The following is a 17,293-nucleotide window of genomic DNA, read 5'->3' as shown; positions in this document are numbered from 1 at the left end:
AGACACAGCGTCCGAGTGACTGCGAATCATCCCGCTCCACGTTCTGCTCTCCCGCGTCTCGCCGCGAAGTGGACCACCCATAATCGTGGTGATGAAGCCGCAGACCGGGGCGGCGGACACGATGCGCTCGCACGCTAAGCTTGCGACTGTAATGACCACGTTGCCATGTTCAATCGCAGTCACTGCCACGGCACGACCCTGCGGATTTGGTTCGGCGAAACGACGTTGCGACACAAAACCTCCTCTTAGGCCGATCAGGCGTTACATACTTTAGTGGATACATATTATAGTTGATAAAAACCAAGCGCGCAATGGGCTGACGTCTGCCCATGGACATGCGTAGATTGGTTGGCCGCAACGTTCTGCGGATCCGAAAAAGCAAAGAAATGACTCAGGAGCGGCTGGCGGAAGTCTCTGGCTTCAGTCAACAGTACATCAGCGGTTTGGAGAAGGGTCAGCGAAACCCGACCGTCGTCACGATTTACGAGCTATCGGTCGCACTTGATGTGGACTATCTCGACTTACTGAAGCCCGACGCTCAGTCGAAGAGAGAAAAGGAATAGCGATCTCTGCAACAGCTCGCGAACGCCGAGAATGCGAAAGCACGGCGTAAGTGTTCCATTGGACGCCGTTTCCTGACCACGGCACGGCCGGGTATTGGCTTGAACGAGAAAGGGGATCGCAATATCGAGCAGCGCGGTAGGTTCGCCGGCGGCACGACGATTTACCCCTATCCTGACTTGTGCCGTCTGCCCGCGTTCGAAAGGATCGCCTATCCTGGGCATATAGAATGCCTCGTCCGTACCACGACCAAGTTCAGAGATGATTGCGTGCCTCGACAGTCTCTTTGCAGACATCAGTTACGTCAATCCATGTGATTGCAGATTCTGCAGATCTTAGCTCTCGGCCCTTCCACCATCGCTCCTAACGGCGCCTGGCTTGCTGGCCGGCCTGGTCTTTCCCCGCCGAAGAGAAACGATCGAAGGAGGCAAATAACCTTTTGGATAGATCTCGATCCGCGCTGCTCGCCGGCGCCGACGCTTTCCCATCGCGAATGCGCCCATATCGCGCTCCTGCGACAACAGAAATTTCAGAAAGCTTATGTCCATAACTCGACACGACTGAAAAAGACTAAGTAAGACCAGATACTCTGATAGACCTGCTGCTTTAATGCTTCGTCGAACGTTATCTCTGTAGGTGCTGACGTGCTTAATGGCATTCTCGGCCAAATTGTTGTTCCAGGAAACGTCATCATGGCGCAGGAAGGTGAATAGGCGTTCGCGGTTTCGCAGGAGTCTTTGCTGCAGGGCCTTGGATGCCTCCGATTCGTAAACTCGCTCCGCAACTGCACCAAAAAATTCATCTGCGGCCTTTGTATGCTTCTGCAGATGACGCTGTTTGAGACCGTGCTGGTCGATGGTAGTGACAATTGATCTCAATAGGACACCGAATGGCGCTGTGATGGATTGGACCTCCTGGTCGAATGGATTGTCGAGAATGGCCCGGTTCAAATCCCGCATCAGGTGAATAAGGCAACGCTGCTGCAGGCAGGGGAGTCCGTCGTAGGCAGAAAAGAAGTCGGAGACCAGCACGCCTCTGAAATCTCGAAGCATCTGCCGCAGGAAGCCACCCTCGCGCGAGGGGCGGAACATGTATATCGTCGCTGAGTTGCTTGCGAGTACCCATACGTAGCCTTCGCCGTCCTTCAGCTTGATCTCGGTCTCGTCGATGTACAAGACCGGCCCATCGAGGATCTGCTTGAGAAGCCTGTTGTAGGTTTCACTGTACTTGCAAACGAGAAGATGCCGGAAGTCGGCGAACTCCCAGAAATTTATCCGGACACCGAATGTCTCGTAAAATAGTGCCGCCAGCGATTTGATCCCAAGCCTGTGGGTAATGTGCTGATATGCAAACCAGCACATTAGGCCATGAAAGTACCGCTTCAAGCGATCGTAGCGCTCTGGGACGAAACACTGCTGACAGCACTCGCAGCGATAGGCTGCGGTTTTGAACTCGATCACCTTCCGGCGAATTGCTCCCGGTGAAAAGACGAGATCGATTGCGCGCTTCCTTCTTCTTTGTAGGCCCTTTGGCTGCTGCCTCGGAGAGAGCGACGTGATGCGCGTGCTCTTGCAATGCGGGCAGCGGGTGGCCGAAATTCGAATCCGATGCGTAACTCGTAAGTCTCGGTTCTGCCAGCGCCGTCGCTTTTCACCCGAGCCCCGCTTGCGCAAGCTTTTGTGTTTTGTTCGGACGAATACGTGGCGTTGCTGGTAGTCGAAGTAAGCACGCTTGTTCACGAACTCAAAGTCCGGATTTACAAGCTTCGACCAGTTTGTCGTGCGTGATAGCTTGTCGAGCTCTGCAACCGACCTAACCCGATATTCCCCGCCAGACCGGTGTTCTAGTTCGGAGTGTGGCGGCTGACTAATAAAGTCGCAAACTCGGCGCAGCCATTCGCAGTCTTCCAGATTATATTGGATCAGCCTCGACTTCCATGACGCGTCACCCGTCATCTCCCAATTTCTGCGCCAGACCATACTCATGATGCCCGATGCATCGGGATCGCTCCAGTGGCAGCCCAGGTAAACCCCGATCTCTTTTAGGCCGTTCGAGTAGGTTGGGAAGTAAAAGTGCGGGTAAATGATCTTAAGAACGTTGGTGAGCGCCGACAGAACTGTGTCGATAGGTTTCTTGCGTCGAGCTTTGCGTCTCATGCGTTCGAAAAACGTTCGCTCGAAATGTCCGTAGGAGTAAAGGCAGGGGGCGCTATACCGGGAAACGACCTCCAAAAAACGCGCAAAGATTTCGTCTTCTGCCTTCTCGCTATCTGCCCAAAATGAGTGCCGCTCAACGCGCTCGCGTTCGGAAACAATTAAGCCAATCAGGTAGATGAATTGTCTATCCGGATCACCTTCCATATCGATGAAGATGCGCACCTCGGCCGTTCTAACTTCCGGTGAGCCCAGAACGTAGATCGTCTTGTCACGAATCGCGAGTGCGTGCAGTGCATGATCTCGCTGTGTGAGAGGGAGGTCGGCGCGTTTACCGCGGCGCCGTGGTCGGAAGGTGTGCGCCAACTGCGTGAGCGTGAGTATCCCGCTGCGGGCACACCGCTTGATGGTCTTTTCCCCGAGGCCGCGCAAAAGAGTCAAATTGTCTTCACGAACGGCTTGATCGTGGCAGCGGTCGCGAAACGCGCAAATGCGACAATGATCGTTCAACATTAGCTTCGGTGGGTCTTCGGCACGCTGCAGCCGTTCGGCATCTCGGAGGAGGGCCTCCGCTTTGGCCAGCATCGATCCGAACCGAATGCTCGTCCTTGAGCAGCCGGGTCCGACGTAAGCGGTTCCCCCATTTGGGAAGGCGCCCTGAACTCTTGCCAATAGAACTGCACGCGCTGCAAGCCGTTGGCGATCGAAGGCGGTGACTCGCGATGTTGCGCAGAAGAATACTGGCTCATACCGGAATGAACCAAGGGCCGACGGTTTATCTATCTTGCGAAGAGCGTCGAAGTGGACGGCGAAGCGGTCATCTACTTGGGAGGCGCCAAGGATGAATGCGGCACCTTTCCGTAGATCGGCAGATGTGATTCGAAGGTCGGTGAGTAGTTCTGTTTCGCCGCAGTGGCTTCGAACTCTTTCGATGGCCTTAGGCAACAAGCGAGCCCGCTGCTCGATCAGCAGCTTCTCATACTCCGACGGGGCTCCTTGCTCACCACGCAGTTGAAAGTGGGCTTTCAACCGGCAGTGCTGCAGTGCGTCGATGGTGTCGTCAGTGATCCTGGAGGACATCGCGTCCAACCTTTGTCACCGAAAGTACGTACAACATACGCCTGCCGTGAAAGTTGGGCAAGTCTGCTGGGAGGGCTGGGAACGAGACCTCGTACTCGACCAGTTCGCTCAGAAGAACCGAGCGTTTTGGCAACACCGGCTAAGGCCATGGTGGGGAGAAACTGGCAGTCTGGCTTCGTCGCTCCCATGGAGGTTTCTGGGGCGGTTGTATCGGGAAAGACGAGAGTAGTCTTCATAGCCAGTTGATATGGCTATTGGCTATGGCAGCCTCGAACCTGCACCCCGACCGTTATGAGCGGGAGGATATCGGACGGCTTCGTTGATATTGCTGAGTTTTCCTCCGGATTTGATGGCGTTCGTGACCGTTCGCTCGTAACGTTTCTGGCGCGAAACTGGTGCGGTTGAATCGTGCCACGCGACTTGGTTGGGGTTGATAGCTACCAAACCATGATCGATGAGCTCATGGCGCCGGATGTTAGTTCTCGCATCTGAGAATAAAACACGTCACATGCAACGCGGCAGACTCGCGCCGGCCTATGTCAAGCCCCGCAAACTTACCTTACATCTTCGGTGACACATTAGTCATTGTTGGAATTGCCGTCTGACCGTCCGCACAGCGTTGAGTCATAGCGGGAAATAGCCGTGTACCAATCAAAGCAGCGGCTTCAAAAAAGCCGCCGCTGCTGATCTGCCTCACTCTGTTTGTGCGAAAGTTCCGATGGCTGATTATCGAACCGGCTCGATCTCACTCGGCCGCCAGGTCTTGTTGAACCACGGTTCGAGCGGGCCGTAGAGACGCAGAAGCGTGTTCCAACCTTTGCCCGGGACGGTCTGCACCCAATTGTGCTCCTTGCCAGCCGGGGCCTTCGGTCCGAAATAGACATCCACCGAACCGTCTGAGTTGATCAGGATATCCTTGTCCTGGCTACTCACCATCGGGAATCGCTGGTCTGTCTGGAGCATCGAACGCGTCTGGTTGTCGTACAGAATCACCGACCAGAACTCCTTCGCTGGAATGTTCGGCGGCAGGTGTAACCTGTAATTCTTGCTCCCATCCAGGGGCGCGCCCTTGGAGTCCACCAAGCCAACTGCATATTGTGAACCCTGGCCGACCATTTTGGCTTCCATCGCGGGGGTCACGCCGGTTGCATAGAAATAGAAGAACGATGCAGCATCCAGGAACCGCACGCCAGGTTGCGACTCGAATTGGTAGCCGCCGAGCCACTGACGCCAAGTGCTGTTCGGATAGTAGAAGGCTTCCGGTATACGGCTTTTGAAGAGTAGGGCGCGCGCCGTAGCATCACCCACTGCGGCCGCCTCGGTCAGAATCGTCTTCATGCGGGCATCGGGGGCGAACGGCTTGCCCTTCTCGATGCCGATCGAAGCGAAGTAGCCAAGCGTAACCGGATCAAGCGACTCGATTGGCTCGCTCTGAACGACCTGATTGAGATAGTCCCAGACCTTGTTGTCTGCCCGTGCCACCGTGTTGAATGCCCTGCCAGACACGTTTACGAAGGTGTTGGCTGGAGGATTGGCGGCTTTGGACAAGGGATAGATGCGCGTAAGCTTCCTCAGGTTTTCGATGGCCGGCGTCATGTCCCCGTTCACGGCGAAGTTACGCCAGACAAGGATCGATTCGTAGGTAGGAACACGCACGACGAGGTACCCGTCGGGCACGTCTCCCTTGTATCCGGGTGGCAGCAGCAGATACTTGCCTCCTTTGCCTTTGTCGGGGCCGACTACTCCTATGTCTGTGACATAACGAAACCAGAAGTCGTCGATCATGCCCAGCACCATGGGAGGGACCTCGGCGACCAATGGGCCGTCGTGCAGGTTGATCCATATCCACGTGTAGGCAACATTGGCGTTGGCCGTCAAAAACAGCGAACGGGCGTCCATCAGCGTTTCGAAGGTCGGGATCGTCGAGTTGGCAGGCCCAACCTGGAGCAATCCGTCACGCAATCCGGCCATGTTCGCCGCCGGCAACGCCAGCAGATAAGCCTGCACCGCCCGCTGGAAGTCGAGATTGTCGTAGAGCTTTTCGACCGTGGCCTTGTCGGGGAATCCGTCAAAGAATTTCAGCGTGCCGAGGCGCGTCTCTATTCTGTCTGGCGCGGCGATGCCTGGCGGAATAGGAGTTTGCATCTTGTATTGCTGGGCGTTCGCCGGAATTGCCGAAAACACCATCAGAGACAGAGCCGAAACTGCCAATGCTATTGATTTCATGATGCGCACCTCCACTTCAAGCGGCACCTTGTTCCATCTTCAGCGAAATTCTGTTGACCTGCCTCAAAGTACAGATGGCGTCATTGGGGTGGTGGACGGGGAGCCGGGAACGGAGGAAGCCCCAAAATGAACTTCTCGGTCGCAAGCATCTGCCGTTGCTGACAATCAGGTGCAGCTGCAACCACGGGCCAGTGCCGGTGAGCAGTCCTGTCTCGACGTATCAGGAAGCCATCCCTCCTGCAGTGTGTTGGTCCGGAAGTGGCGCGAACTGCTCCAGTCGAGTCAGGCTTGTGAAGCCCGTTGAATTGGGCGGCCAGAAGTCGCCAGCTGAACGGCGAGCCGCTTCTTCAGGCGCATCCGGATGGACATCTGGTCAGAGACAACCTTGATGGAGGCCCCAAGTAAGCCAGCGAAACGGAATCCAGTTGCTATTGCGCGCGCGGCTGGGCAGTTCGGCGAAGTTCTTCAATCAGCGTCGCCAGGCCGTGGTCGGGTGGTCCGATCGTCGCGAGCCGCTCGGCGTAACCGAGCGCCGCCGCAGCATCGCCGGCCATTCGGCTGAACGCGATGAGCGCCTGAAGCACGTCGCGGTCGCTCGGATGGTCGCGCAGGGCTTGCTTCAGGACTGTCATGGCTTCCGCGTAACGGCCGCCGGAATGCAGTGCGACGGCATAGACGTAGGCGTAGCGCGGTTGCTTCGGTTCCAGTTCTGCGGCTTGACGCAATTGGTCGAGCGCGTCCTCAGACCGTCTCAGCCTCGTCAGTGTCAGGCCGAGCGCATGATGCAGGGCCGCGTCGCGCGGTGAAATCGCAAGGGCAGCGCGAAGGACGTCTTCCCCTTCGGCGTCGCGGCCGCGTTGTCGGTCGAGATCGGCGAGATTGATCGCGGCCGTGGCATATTGAGGGCTGAGCATGAGGGCAGCCCTGTATTCCTCTTCCGCCTCCTGCACCTGTCCGCGCTGCGCGAAAAAATTTCCAAGTGCGGTGCGGGCCTCCGGCCTCTCTGCGTTGGCGCGTTGGGCGGCGATGAATTCAGCTGCCGCGCGATCGAAGCGTGCACGATCCGCTGGCGGCTGGCTCACGGATGGGACGCCCGCGAGCAGCGAGGCCGCCCTGATGCGGACGCCGCGGACGGGATCGGACAGCAGCGGGGACCCAAAGGACCAGACCTGATCGGCTGGCACGTTCTCCAGCATGTCGAGGGCGCCTATCCTCACCATCGGATCGAGATCGCTGAGCGTGGCGCGGGCCGTCGCGACATCCTGCCGTGTCACGCGCGACGCCAGTTCGTCGAGCGCGCTGGCGCGCGCCACGGCGGGTGCACCGCGATCCGCGGCAAGGGCGGAAAGCAGCGCGGCGGCATCTGCCTGGTCGGTGCGGGCGGCATGGAATGCCGGACCGTAAGTTTGGAAACCTTTGCGGCCTGGACCGAACCATCGCTCGACGGCCGCAGCCGACCACTGCGGCGGCTTATCACGATGACAGTCATTGCAGGCGTTCGGCGTTCCCAGAGTGACGGAAAGATCGGGGCGCGGGACCCTGAAGGTGTGATCGTGCCTGGCGTCGATCACCATGTAAGTCCGGACCGGCATGTGGCAGGACATGCAGGTCGGTGCCGGGTCGATCCCGGCGTGATGGCGATGTTTCTCGTCGGCATATTGGTCGGACGCATGACATTGCAGGCACACGCCTTCGCCTGGCAGACGAAGCTTTGCGCCGTGCGGCTCGTGGCAGTCGCTGCAGGTGACACCCGCTGCGAACATCTTGCCCTGTTTGAACGGCGTATAGTTATACGGCTCCTCGACATCGCGGATCTGCCCGTCGGCATGATAGGTGTTGCGCGCGAGCGGCTCGACGACATGGGTCTGCGACAGCGATTGACCTGGTATCCAGTCCTCGTGGAAGCCGGACCGCCGTGCGTGACAGAGGCCACAGGTCTCGGCGTCCTTGCGTAGCGTTGCGGGGGGCGCGGACCGTTTTGCGTTTCCGGTCTGAGGATCGATTGGCCAGGTGACGCCGTGGCGCTCGTCGAACCGCACCAGCAATCCCTTGCTGGCGTCCTGGTGCTTTCCAAACGGCCACCAGCTCTGTTGCGCGCGCGCCCAGGCGTCGTGGCGCGAACCCTGGCCATGACAGGCCTCGCAGCCGACGCTGATCTCGGCCCATGTCGTCGCAAAGCGATCTTTCGTGGCGTCGTAGTTCTTGCGCAGACCGGTGGAGTGGCACTCCGCGCACATGAAATTCCAGTTCTGGTTTAATTTGGTCCAGTGCAGGATATCGTCGTGCTTGATCGCTTCATTGGGCGAGAGATGAAACCAGCGCTGCCCGCCCTTGTCCTGGGGCCGGCTGTCCCAAGCGATCGGCAGTGCCTGAATGCGCCCGTCGGGAAAGACGACCAGATATTGCTGCAGCGGATCGACACCGAACGTATATTTCACTTCGAACACGGCGAGCTTGCCGTCAGCGCCGTCGGTCTCGACCAGGAACTTGCCGTCCTTTCGAAAGAAGCGTGAATGCACGCCGTAATAGTCGAAACCGGCATCGTTGAAATTTCCGAGCATGGTCTCGTCCGTGGCGTGCTGCATCGCGGCCTTGTGCTGTGAGACGCTCCACAATCTCGCTTCGGCCTGGTGGCAGCCCGCACAGGTTTCGCTACCGACGTAAGCCGCGGCGGACGGAGATTGGGTCTGCGAATCCGGTCTACTGAGGAACTGGAAGGCGACACCGAAAGCGAAGACGGCGGCTGCAGCGATCACAATCGCGATCCAGATGCGGCGCATCGGCGATTGCGCGGCACCGTGTCCGGTGGGCTTCGGCGACTGCGAAGCCGGTAACGGGGCTCGGACAGGTGCCCTCGGTGTACCTCGATCCGATTTGCGCCGCTTGCGTGCCAACGACTGCCCTTATGCCTCGCGATCATCCAGTGGCCACCCTCGATCAAGATGGCCACACCCATCCTCGGCCACAGCTCTATCAAGTCAAGGCGCTATGGCTCTGAGAGCGATGTCGAAACTGGCGCCTTGCCCGTGCCAGTTGATCAGCCACGGCAGCGATGCCCCGCCTACCTCAGAACTTCAGCTCGATTTCTCCAGGTCTCCGAGCCGGAGCGTCATCTCAGCCAAGGTAACATTAGAAGGGGATCACATAATTGAGGTATGCGCTCATGCGGATCATGACGCGTCGAATTATATGCGTCGGCCTGACGCTGTTGGTATAGATCGCTGCCTCGCCCGTTGCGCCAGCTGGGAGGCGATCAGCGATGGATCGATCATCCATTTGAATACGTACGGCAAACGGTGCGGGCTGAATGTCTAACGGGCGTGCTGCCGTGCCGCTGGTCTGTTGTTGCCCTAGTGCGGTCGCCGGGAGCAAGGCAACCACGCGCCCAGTGTATATTCTTCCCGGCAGAAATTTGAACGCAAGCTCGACCGGCTGCCCCGGGGAGATATGCCGTGCGTAGATCTGCTGCACTTGTACGCCAACGGCAGTGTCTTCCGTTTCGATAAAGGCCATGACGGCACTCACCGGAAACGCAGCTACACGAGCGCCCTTCCGGAGACCGACATTTGTCACGAAGCCGTCCGAGGGCGCCCGTATGGTCGTCTTGTCAAGATTCCAATTAGCCGAGTCGAGTTGCGCACGTACCGTATCGCGTTCGGCCTCACGTTGCTGCACGGCTGCGAGCGTTCCCGACTGCCGTTGTTCCAACGTACCCGCGCGTTCGAGATTTATTTCAGCAAGTTTGAGTTGGGCCTCGAGTTGCCGGACTTGCGCTTCGTAAGGCGCCGGATCGATCCTGAACAAGACGTCCCCGGCTTTGAGTGGCGTATTTGCCTGCGCAGGCACATCGATGACTTCGCCAGCAACGTTCGGCACTATTGCCACGGATTGCCTGAGAACGACGATATCGCCGGATGGCGCGCCCCAATTCATCGGAATGAACAGCATTACGAACAGCAGAACCACCCAGATAGCGGGGGAGATTTTCCAGAACGTGTTCCACGGCACGATCTTGAACCGGACGAGCACAAACAGGAGACCAATGTAAAGGAGTGCGAGAAAGGCAATCACGATGTGCGATCCTTGCGTTCCTGACTAGCACTCCGCGTGTACGCCCAAATCATCAATGCCGGCCACAAGACACCTCCAAAGATCAGACTAAGCCAGCCACCGACTGCGATTGCGTCCGCTTGTGGATGCCCACGGGTGCGCGCGACGCGGCCCGGCAATGCCCCAAGTATCGCGATCATCACAATAGCGGCCAGCAAAAGGACCGTCAGAATGACCAGGGCAAAAACATCGAGAACGGGCATTCGAGTTCCTCCCAGCCAACCAAAGCACGGCTAAAGGACGCAAAATCACGGTGCCACGTTAAGCGGAGCTCGCGATCGCGCTTTTGATGCATCGCAAGGTCGCGGCAGCAGACGCCGGCGAGACTGCCCCTTGTCGTCCCCCGTTGATCCACGTCAACAGGCAGAACGCTCGATCTTGCTATATTTGTCAAATAACGGAGGACGCCAAATGAAGCTATCGATCGCATTATCGGCGCTGCTGACGACGGGCCTCGTCGCCGGCTTCGTTGCCGCAAGCACAGAAAAAGCCAGCGCAGTAGTATACTGCCAATATGTCGAATATCCCGTCGGATGCATCGTCAGACCCGGGGTCGTGCTGCGGCCGCGCCCGGTCGCGCGCGCTGTGGTGACCCCCAGAGTTGGGGTGGTGGGCAGGCCAATGAATCGCGGTGGCCCGGTCAATCGCGTCGGCCGGCGTTGATCTAGCCGTCAGTTGGCGTCGCCGATTCCTGGGATGCGCGAGTGCGCATTCCGGCATTCAACAGTCGATTTCCCGATTTCCTGTTTTCCCTTTCCTTGAGGTGGTTGACATGAGACGTATGATGACGGCGGTCGCCGCGCTGTCCTTGGTCGTGTTGCTGCCGATTCCGGCGAATGCCCAGCAGGTCGCACCGCCCGAGGTCGTGCTCCCGACCGATCGCACTGTGCTGCCGATTCCCGAGCCCGCACATCCGCATAGCACCGTGTTCGATGCGCGCAATGCAACGCCGCCGCCGCGCTTCGAGGTCAAGGCGCCTGCCAGTGCACCCAACGTGCTCATTGTTCTCATCGACGACATGGGCTTCGGTCAGTCTAGCGCCTTCGGTGGGCCTATCCGTATGCCCACGGTGGAGAAACTGGCGAACGAGGGCCTGCGCTACAACGAATTCCATACGACGGCGCTCTGTTCTCCGACGCGATCGGCGCTGCTCAGCGGCCGCAATCATCACATGAACAATTTCGGCTCGATCGCGGAAACCGCGACGACTTTCCCAGGGCAGACCGGACAGCGGCCCAACAGCGTGGCCACGGTCGCCGAGATGCTGCGTTTGAATGGCTATAGCACCGCCCATTTCGGCAAGAACCACGAGACCGCGGCCTGGGAAGTGAGCCCCTCCGGCCCGACCGATCGCTGGCCGACCCGCCAGGGCTTCGACAAGTTCTACGGCTTCATGGGTGGCGAGACCAACCAATGGGCTCCGCTGATCTATGACGGGATGACCCAGGTCGAGCCATCGAAGGATCCGAACTACAATTTCATGACGGACATGACCGATAAGGCGATCGACTGGATGCAGTACCAGAAGTCGCTGACACCCGATAAGCCGTTTTTCATGTACTTCGCGCCAGGCGCCACCCACGCGCCGCACCACGTGCCGAAGGAATGGATCGCCAAGTACAAGGGCAAGTTCGACCAGGGCTGGGACAAGCTTCGCGAGGAGACGCTCGCCCGCCAGATCAAGCTCGGTGTGGTGCCCGCCGGGACGAAGCTCGCTCCCAAGCCGGAGGCCATCAAGGATTGGGCGGCGCTGGATCCTGACGAAAAGAAGCTATTCGCTCGCCAGATGGAGGTGTTTGCTGGCTTTGGCGAATATGCAGACACCGAGATAGGCCGTCTCATCGACGCCATCAAAGCGACCGGTCAGCTCGACAACACCCTGGTCTTCTACATCGTCGGGGACAACGGCGCGAGTGCGGAAGGCGGCATGAACGGGTTGTTCAACGAGATGACCTACTTCAACGGCGTTCAGGAGAGCGTTCAGGACATCCTCAATCATTACGATGACCTCGGCAGCCGGATGACATACAGCCACTATGCTGCCGGGTGGGCTGTTGCAGGCGATACGCCCTTCACGTGGACGAAGCAGGTGGCTTCGAGCTACGGCGGCACGCGTAACGGCATGGTGATTCATTGGCCCAACGGCATTGCGGCGAAGGGCGAAGTGCGATCGCAATGGCATCACGTCATCGATATCGTGCCGACGATCCTCGAAGCCACGAAGATTCCCGAACCGAAGAGCGTGAACGGGACGGTGCAGACGCCGATCGAGGGCGTGAGCATGGCCTACAGCTTTGCCAACGCCACCGCTCCAAGCCCCCATACGACGCAATATTTCGAGATCTTCGGCAACCGCGCGATCTATAGCGACGGCTGGCTGGCCGGTACGATTCACCGGGCGGCGTGGGAAACCAAGAATCGCAGGCCGCTCGAACAGGACATCTGGGAGCTCTACGATACGCGGACAGACTTCAGCCTGGCGAACGATCTGGCCGCGAAGAACCCCGACAAGCTAAAAGAGCTTCAGGACCTCTTTCTCAAGGAAGCAGTCAAGTATTCGGTGCTGCCGCTCGACGATAGAACCCTGGAGCGCCTGAATGCGGCTCTCGTGGGACGGCCCGACCTGATGGCCGGCCGCACCTCGCTGACGGTTCACGAGGGCATGCTCGGGATGTCAGAGAATGTCTTCATCAATGTGAAGAACCGTTCGCACACGATCACCGCCGACGTGGATATCCCAAAGGCCGGAGCCAACGGCGCGATCCTCGCCCAGGCCGGCCGGTTCGGCGGCTGGAGCCTGTACCTGAAGGATGGCAAGCCGACTTACACCTATAACTTCCTCGGTTTGCAGCGGTTTACGATCGCCGCCCAGCAGGCGTTGACCGCCGGAAAATCCACGATCCGCTTCGAGTTCCTCTACGACGGCGGAGGTATCGGCAAGGGCGGCGTGGGCACGCTGCTCGTCAATGGCAAGACTGTTGCCAGTGGCCGGATCGATCGCACTCAATGCTGCGGCTTCTCCGCGGACGAAGGCGCGGATGTCGGCGCTGACGAGGGGACGCCGGTCACCGAGGCCTACAAGGTGCCGTTCAAGTTCTCTGGCAAGATCGGCCAAGTGACGATCGAGTTGAAGGACATGAAGAGGGCCGACAGCGAGGAGGCTGTAGAGGCCCGCAAGGCGGCCGCGTTAAAAAAGGGGTTGTCCGATTGACCAATCACAGCCAAGGATAGGTCTCGTTACTGACTGGTGGAATCAACCGACAATCGATTGCGTTGGGGGCAACGATGATGAAGCGCGGCACAATATCCGGCCACCGGCTCAGCGGCGCTGTCGCTGCCACCGCAATTGCCTTGCTCTGTCCGCAAATGGCCGTCGCCGACGAAAGCGGCATTTCGTTCTGGCTGCCCGGCCTATACGGCAGTCTCTCTGCTACTCCGGGCACACCGGGCTGGTCGATCGCTGCGATCTATTACCATGCGAACGTAGGTGCATCGGGCGCGGCTGCTGCGTCACGGGAATTTCAGGTTGGACGCTTCTCGCGGAACGTCAACCTCGATCTTAATTTGTCTGTGCACGGCCAAGCTGACCTGATGCTCGTCGCGCCGACCTATACTTTCGCGACGCCGGTGCTCGGTGGGCAGTTGTCGGCGACGCTGGCCAGCGTCTACGGCAGAAATTCCGCGAGCCTCGCCGGCACGTTGACAACGGCGGCTGGGCCGATCGTCACCACGCGCAATGGATTTCTCGAGGATGCGCTGGTCTCTTATGGCGACCTCTATCCGACCTTCAGGCTGAAATGGAACAGCGGTGTTCACAACTATATGGTCTATGGCGCGGGCGATATTCCGGTCGGTGACTACAGTCCGAACCGGCTCGCCAATGTCGGTCTCGGCCACGGCGTCATCGATCTGGGTGGTGGCTATACCTACCTGAATCCCGTGACCGGCACGGAGTTTTCCGGCGTCGGCGGTTTCACCTACAACTTCAAGAATCCTGATACGCAGTATCAGAGCGGCATTGATTTCCATTTTGATTGGGGCGTGTCGCAATTCCTGTCGAAGCAGGTCTTTGTTGGTTTCGTCGGTTACGCCTATCAGCAGATTACGGATGACTCGGGCCAACCGGCCGTCCTCGGCGGCTTCCGGTCGCGCGTTCTCGGAGTAGGCCCCCAGATCGGCTATATTTTCCAGATCGGGGACAATCATGCGTTTCTCGGTCTCAAGGGATATGGCGAGTTCGACGCCGCCAACCGGCCGTCCGGTTGGAATACTTGGCTGACGTTCTCGATTTCCGAGGCTGTTGCCGCCAGCGCGACGATGCCGACAAAGCATCTGGGACGAAGATAGTCGCGCGATTGTCATCGGTCTTCCGCTGCAGTGCGTCGCGTAGGTACGTGTAAGGTTCGACTGCGCCGTGGTGATCACCGCACCGCCGCCGTTGCCGCCGACGATCATATCGTTCTTGCGACCAAGTGCGACGGGACGGATCACGCGTTCGACAGGATTGGTGTCCAGCTCGACACGGCCGTCGTTCAGGAAGCGCGTCAGGCAGTGCCTGCGCGACAGTACATATCGGATCGCCTCGGCGAGCGTGCTGCGGCCGGAGACCAGGCGGAGCTGCGCATCGAGCCAGGCGTTCAGAGCGTCGATGATTGGCTTGGAGAAGGTACAGCGTTCGGCAAGACGGAGGGCGGGCGATTTGTCCGCGGCGCGCGCTTCGACGGCGTAGAGTTCGCCAATGCGGCGGAGGGCTTCTGTTGCCACCGGCGATCCGGTGGCCTCGGCCACGCTGTAGAACTTGCGCCGCGAGTGGCTCCAGCACGCTGCGAGCGTGATGCTCCTCCTTGTCAGCAAAATGCTCGAAACGGCACAGATCGATACCGTGACGGTTGAAGATCTGCGACTGCCGATACAGCGGAAGGTGATCGTATGACCAGAGAACGGATCCTTCTTCAGCGTGTCCCGCACCAGCGCCGCAAGCCCATCCATGCCTTTGCGCATGTCGGTGTAGCCAAGCGCCAGGTGCACCTTTACGCCTGCTGGAACGAACATCATGATGCTGTGTCTCCGCTTTCGACTGGCGCTCGGACTGCGTCAGGATTGCTGCCGGCAGGAGCGAACACGCGCCGTCCATCGGGGAGGTCGACGGCCATCATGCCATCCGGTGGACGCAGGAGATCGCGCAGGGCGCGCGCGGCGGGCATGTCGTCGGGCAGCACGACACGGGCGAGCTTGGAGCACTTCTTTTGCGCGATGCCGAACTGCGCGTGACGGCAGAGACCTTGGCGCCTGGTAGCTCGGTTTCCCCGGCGATCGCGAGCTTTTCCTCGTCGCTGAAGAAGCGCCGAACCGGTGCCGGCGGCGCGGCCGGATCGCCGATTTCGGCGGCTGTCAGCGGCGTTCGGGCTGTGAGTTCCTAGCACTAGTGCTAACGGCTGGACGTGCGGAGGGGTGAAGATGGGCGATCCGCTGTCGCGTCACAAATGGCACGTCCGCCTTGATCACGTCGGGCGGACCCTCGTTGTCGGCCGCAAGAAGCTGCAGCGCATCTCTCGAGAGTTGATCGCCGTCGGCTATGTCGCCCGCGAAGCCCAACGAATCGTCGACGGACATCGGTTCGGCGAGCTCGACTATGTCGTCCGTGACGTGCCTGTGCCTGTGGATAAATCTTTGCGTCCGCGGGTCCAAAAAGGACCTGCGTGAAATCCTCAAATTGTCCGAGTGGCCGCAGGGTTGTCATTTTCTCCGAGTGGCTGCGGATGAGCGTTGCCCAGGGGGGCTCAGGCGGGCTCCAGCTTATCGGGGCCTGCATTGCTTCAGAGGCGTCTTCCTTCGCCAATGGAGGCGTGCTTTACGCCGAACGCCGACGGCGGCATCACGGCCGGGCTCCGTGCGGCGCTGGCGCCCAGGTCGGTATCGGGCTGCCATGGTACGCCGACTGGCTTGATTGCGCACGCGGGTAGGATAGGTTCGGTGCCGTTCTACAGCGTTTCGCGTTCACTTAGTGATTGTGAACGGGAAACTTCGTAGATTCCATAGTTGACACATGTCCTTGTCGGCGAACAACGGTTCGCCTTTGCGAACCGGACTCCACTTCGCCGGGACATGCTTTAGAATGGGGAGATGTAACTGCGTCCGACAGTGCATGACGTAGCGCGAAAGGCCCGTGTGAGCCTCGCTACAGTGGATCGAGTACTCAATCAGCGCCCCGGCGTGCGCCAAGAGACGATTGCAAGGGTCGAAGCGGCGATTTCGAAGCTTGGCTATGTCCGAGATCTTTCTGCCGCCAACTTGGCAAAGCGTCAGGCGTATCGCTTCGCCTTCGTCATCCCCGAAGGGGCCAACAGCTTCATGCGCGGCCTGGAGGCCGAGGTCGAAGCGGTCAAGCAGCACTCCGCCGCCGATCGCACGGAAATCTCGATCTACAAGGTCCCGCCCTTCGACGGTCCCGCGCTGGCTGCCACTTTGGATACCCTCGATGCCGCGGACTGTTCCGGTGTCGCGGTGGTTGCAACCGAATCCGTTGCCGTTCGTAATGCCCTGGCCAGGTTGCGCCAGGACAATGTACCTGTCGTGACGCTGGTCTCCGACGTTCCAGCGTTTCAGCGTGATGCATATGTCGGCATCGACAATGTCGCGGCCGGGCGTACCGCCGCGAGATTGATGGGCAACTTCCTGGGTGGCAGGTCCGGCAAGATCGCCCTGGTGGCCGGCTCCATGCTGGTCCGCGACCATGTGGAGCGCCGCATGGGATTCGAGCAAGTGATCCGCATCGACTATCCCCGTCTGCAATGCCTGCCGGTCATCGAGGCAAAGGACGACAATCGGCTCGTCCAGGAATTACTCAGCGAGTGCCTGGAGGCCCACGGCGATGTGGTCGGCGTCTACAATATGGGCGCCGGCAACCGCGGCCTCATTGCAGCCCTGTCCGGCGCCCGTAAGGAACGCGTCGTCGTCGCCCACGAACTGACCGAACACACGCGCCGGGCGCTCATTGCCGGCGCCGTCGACGCCATCATCCACCAAGACGCCGGTCATGAAGTGCGGAGCGCCTTGCGGATCCTGAAGGCGCATATCGACAGGACGGCCCTCGTCGCCGGTCAGGAAACGATCCGCATCGAGATCTACCTGAACGAGAATCTGCCGTAGCGTTGCTCGGCAAC

At 59.4% G+C, this 17,293-nt stretch carries 11 protein-coding genes and 2 pseudogenes; 6 read left to right on the top strand and 7 right to left on the bottom strand.

The features are described 5' to 3' along the window. The first annotated feature begins 329 nt into the window (after positions 1-329). Positions 330-563, top strand: coding sequence for a helix-turn-helix domain-containing protein (locus tag LQG66_RS17955; protein WP_231327508.1), 234 nt, complete (start codon positions 330-332; stop codon positions 561-563). A gap of 333 nt (positions 564-896) precedes the next feature. On the opposite strand, the gene LQG66_RS17950 is transcribed toward LQG66_RS17955, so the two are convergent. The 5 genes from LQG66_RS17950 to LQG66_RS17930 all read right to left on the bottom strand — a co-directional run bounded on the left by LQG66_RS17950 (position 897) and on the right by LQG66_RS17930 (position 10,333). Further along, entirely contained in the window at positions 897-3,794 is a 2,898-nt protein-coding gene (locus LQG66_RS17950) for a TM0106 family RecB-like putative nuclease (protein ID WP_231327507.1), read from the bottom strand. A 726-nt stretch (positions 3,795-4,520) separates the two neighbouring features. Beyond that, entirely contained in the window at positions 4,521-6,047 is a 1,527-nt protein-coding gene (locus LQG66_RS17945) for a DUF1254 domain-containing protein (RefSeq protein WP_345778949.1), read from the bottom strand. A gap of 401 nt (positions 6,048-6,448) precedes the next feature. Beyond that, positions 6,449-8,800, bottom strand: a complete 2,352-nt coding sequence (locus LQG66_RS17940) for a tetratricopeptide repeat protein (protein WP_231327506.1) — start codon at positions 8,798-8,800, stop codon at positions 6,449-6,451. Positions 8,801-9,149: 349 nt separating this feature from the next. Next, entirely contained in the window at positions 9,150-10,091 is a 942-nt protein-coding gene (locus LQG66_RS17935; protein WP_231327505.1) for an efflux RND transporter periplasmic adaptor subunit, read from the bottom strand. Beyond that, complete coding sequence (locus LQG66_RS17930; protein WP_231327504.1) at positions 10,088-10,333, bottom strand: DUF3302 domain-containing protein; 246 nt, start codon at positions 10,331-10,333, stop codon at positions 10,088-10,090. The genes LQG66_RS17935 and LQG66_RS17930 overlap by 4 nt, the downstream gene beginning before the upstream one ends. A gap of 208 nt (positions 10,334-10,541) precedes the next feature. Here LQG66_RS17930 and LQG66_RS17925 point away from each other — a divergent pair, with 208 nt between their 5' ends. The 3 genes from LQG66_RS17925 (at position 10,542) to LQG66_RS17915 (ending at position 14,477) form a co-directional block, all read left to right on the top strand. After that, the gene (locus LQG66_RS17925) at positions 10,542-10,793 is read left to right on the top strand and encodes a hypothetical protein (RefSeq protein WP_231327503.1); all 252 of its coding nucleotides are present in this window, start codon (positions 10,542-10,544) and stop codon (positions 10,791-10,793) included. 121 nt (positions 10,794-10,914) lie between these two features. Further along, complete coding sequence (locus LQG66_RS17920; RefSeq protein WP_231327502.1) at positions 10,915-13,341, top strand: arylsulfatase; 2,427 nt, start codon at positions 10,915-10,917, stop codon at positions 13,339-13,341. A gap of 77 nt (positions 13,342-13,418) precedes the next feature. Then, entirely contained in the window at positions 13,419-14,477 is a 1,059-nt protein-coding gene (locus tag LQG66_RS17915) for a SphA family protein (protein WP_231327840.1), read from the top strand. Positions 14,478-14,499: 22 nt separating this feature from the next. Here the strand turns inward: LQG66_RS17915 and LQG66_RS17910 are convergent. Continuing rightward, positions 14,500-14,963 (bottom strand): annotated as a pseudogene (locus LQG66_RS17910) (IS66 family transposase); the annotation flags it as partial. A gap of 93 nt (positions 14,964-15,056) precedes the next feature. Continuing rightward, a pseudogene (gene tnpB / locus LQG66_RS37430) lies at positions 15,057-15,182 on the bottom strand (IS66 family insertion sequence element accessory protein TnpB); the annotation flags it as partial. Positions 15,183-15,587: 405 nt separating this feature from the next. On the opposite strand from tnpB, the gene LQG66_RS17905 reads away from it, so the two are divergent. Both LQG66_RS17905 and LQG66_RS17900 read left to right on the top strand, forming a co-directional pair. Then, positions 15,588-15,833, top strand: a complete 246-nt coding sequence (locus LQG66_RS17905) for a hypothetical protein (protein ID WP_231327501.1) — start codon at positions 15,588-15,590, stop codon at positions 15,831-15,833. A 426-nt stretch (positions 15,834-16,259) separates the two neighbouring features. After that, the gene (locus tag LQG66_RS17900) at positions 16,260-17,279 is read left to right on the top strand and encodes a LacI family DNA-binding transcriptional regulator (RefSeq protein WP_231327839.1); all 1,020 of its coding nucleotides are present in this window, start codon (positions 16,260-16,262) and stop codon (positions 17,277-17,279) included. Positions 17,280-17,293 lie beyond the last annotated feature (14 nt).

The sequence above is a fragment of the Bradyrhizobium ontarionense genome (assembly GCF_021088345.1).
Taxonomy (GTDB): Bacteria; Pseudomonadota; Alphaproteobacteria; order Rhizobiales; family Xanthobacteraceae; genus Bradyrhizobium; species Bradyrhizobium ontarionense.
Note: the sequence above shows the minus strand (reverse complement) of the source record. Positions and strands in the feature narration are given on the sequence as shown.

Excerpts from the sequence above, each read along its gene's own strand:
- LQG66_RS17920 (WP_231327502.1), top strand. The coding sequence starts at position 10,915 with ATGACGGCGGTCGCCGCGCTGTCCTTGGTCGTGTTGCTGCCGATTCCG.
- LQG66_RS17950 (WP_231327507.1), bottom strand. The coding sequence starts at position 3,794 with ATGTCCTCCAGGATCACTGACGACACCATCGACGCACTGCAGCACTGC.
- LQG66_RS17940 (WP_231327506.1), bottom strand. The coding sequence starts at position 8,800 with ATGCGCCGCATCTGGATCGCGATTGTGATCGCTGCAGCCGCCGTCTTC.
- LQG66_RS17905 (WP_231327501.1), top strand. The coding sequence starts at position 15,588 with ATGGGCGATCCGCTGTCGCGTCACAAATGGCACGTCCGCCTTGATCAC.
- LQG66_RS17955 (WP_231327508.1), top strand. The coding sequence starts at position 330 with ATGGACATGCGTAGATTGGTTGGCCGCAACGTTCTGCGGATCCGAAAA.
- LQG66_RS17915 (WP_231327840.1), top strand. The coding sequence starts at position 13,419 with ATGAAGCGCGGCACAATATCCGGCCACCGGCTCAGCGGCGCTGTCGCT.
- LQG66_RS17925 (WP_231327503.1), top strand. The coding sequence starts at position 10,542 with ATGAAGCTATCGATCGCATTATCGGCGCTGCTGACGACGGGCCTCGTC.
- LQG66_RS17930 (WP_231327504.1), bottom strand. The coding sequence starts at position 10,333 with ATGCCCGTTCTCGATGTTTTTGCCCTGGTCATTCTGACGGTCCTTTTG.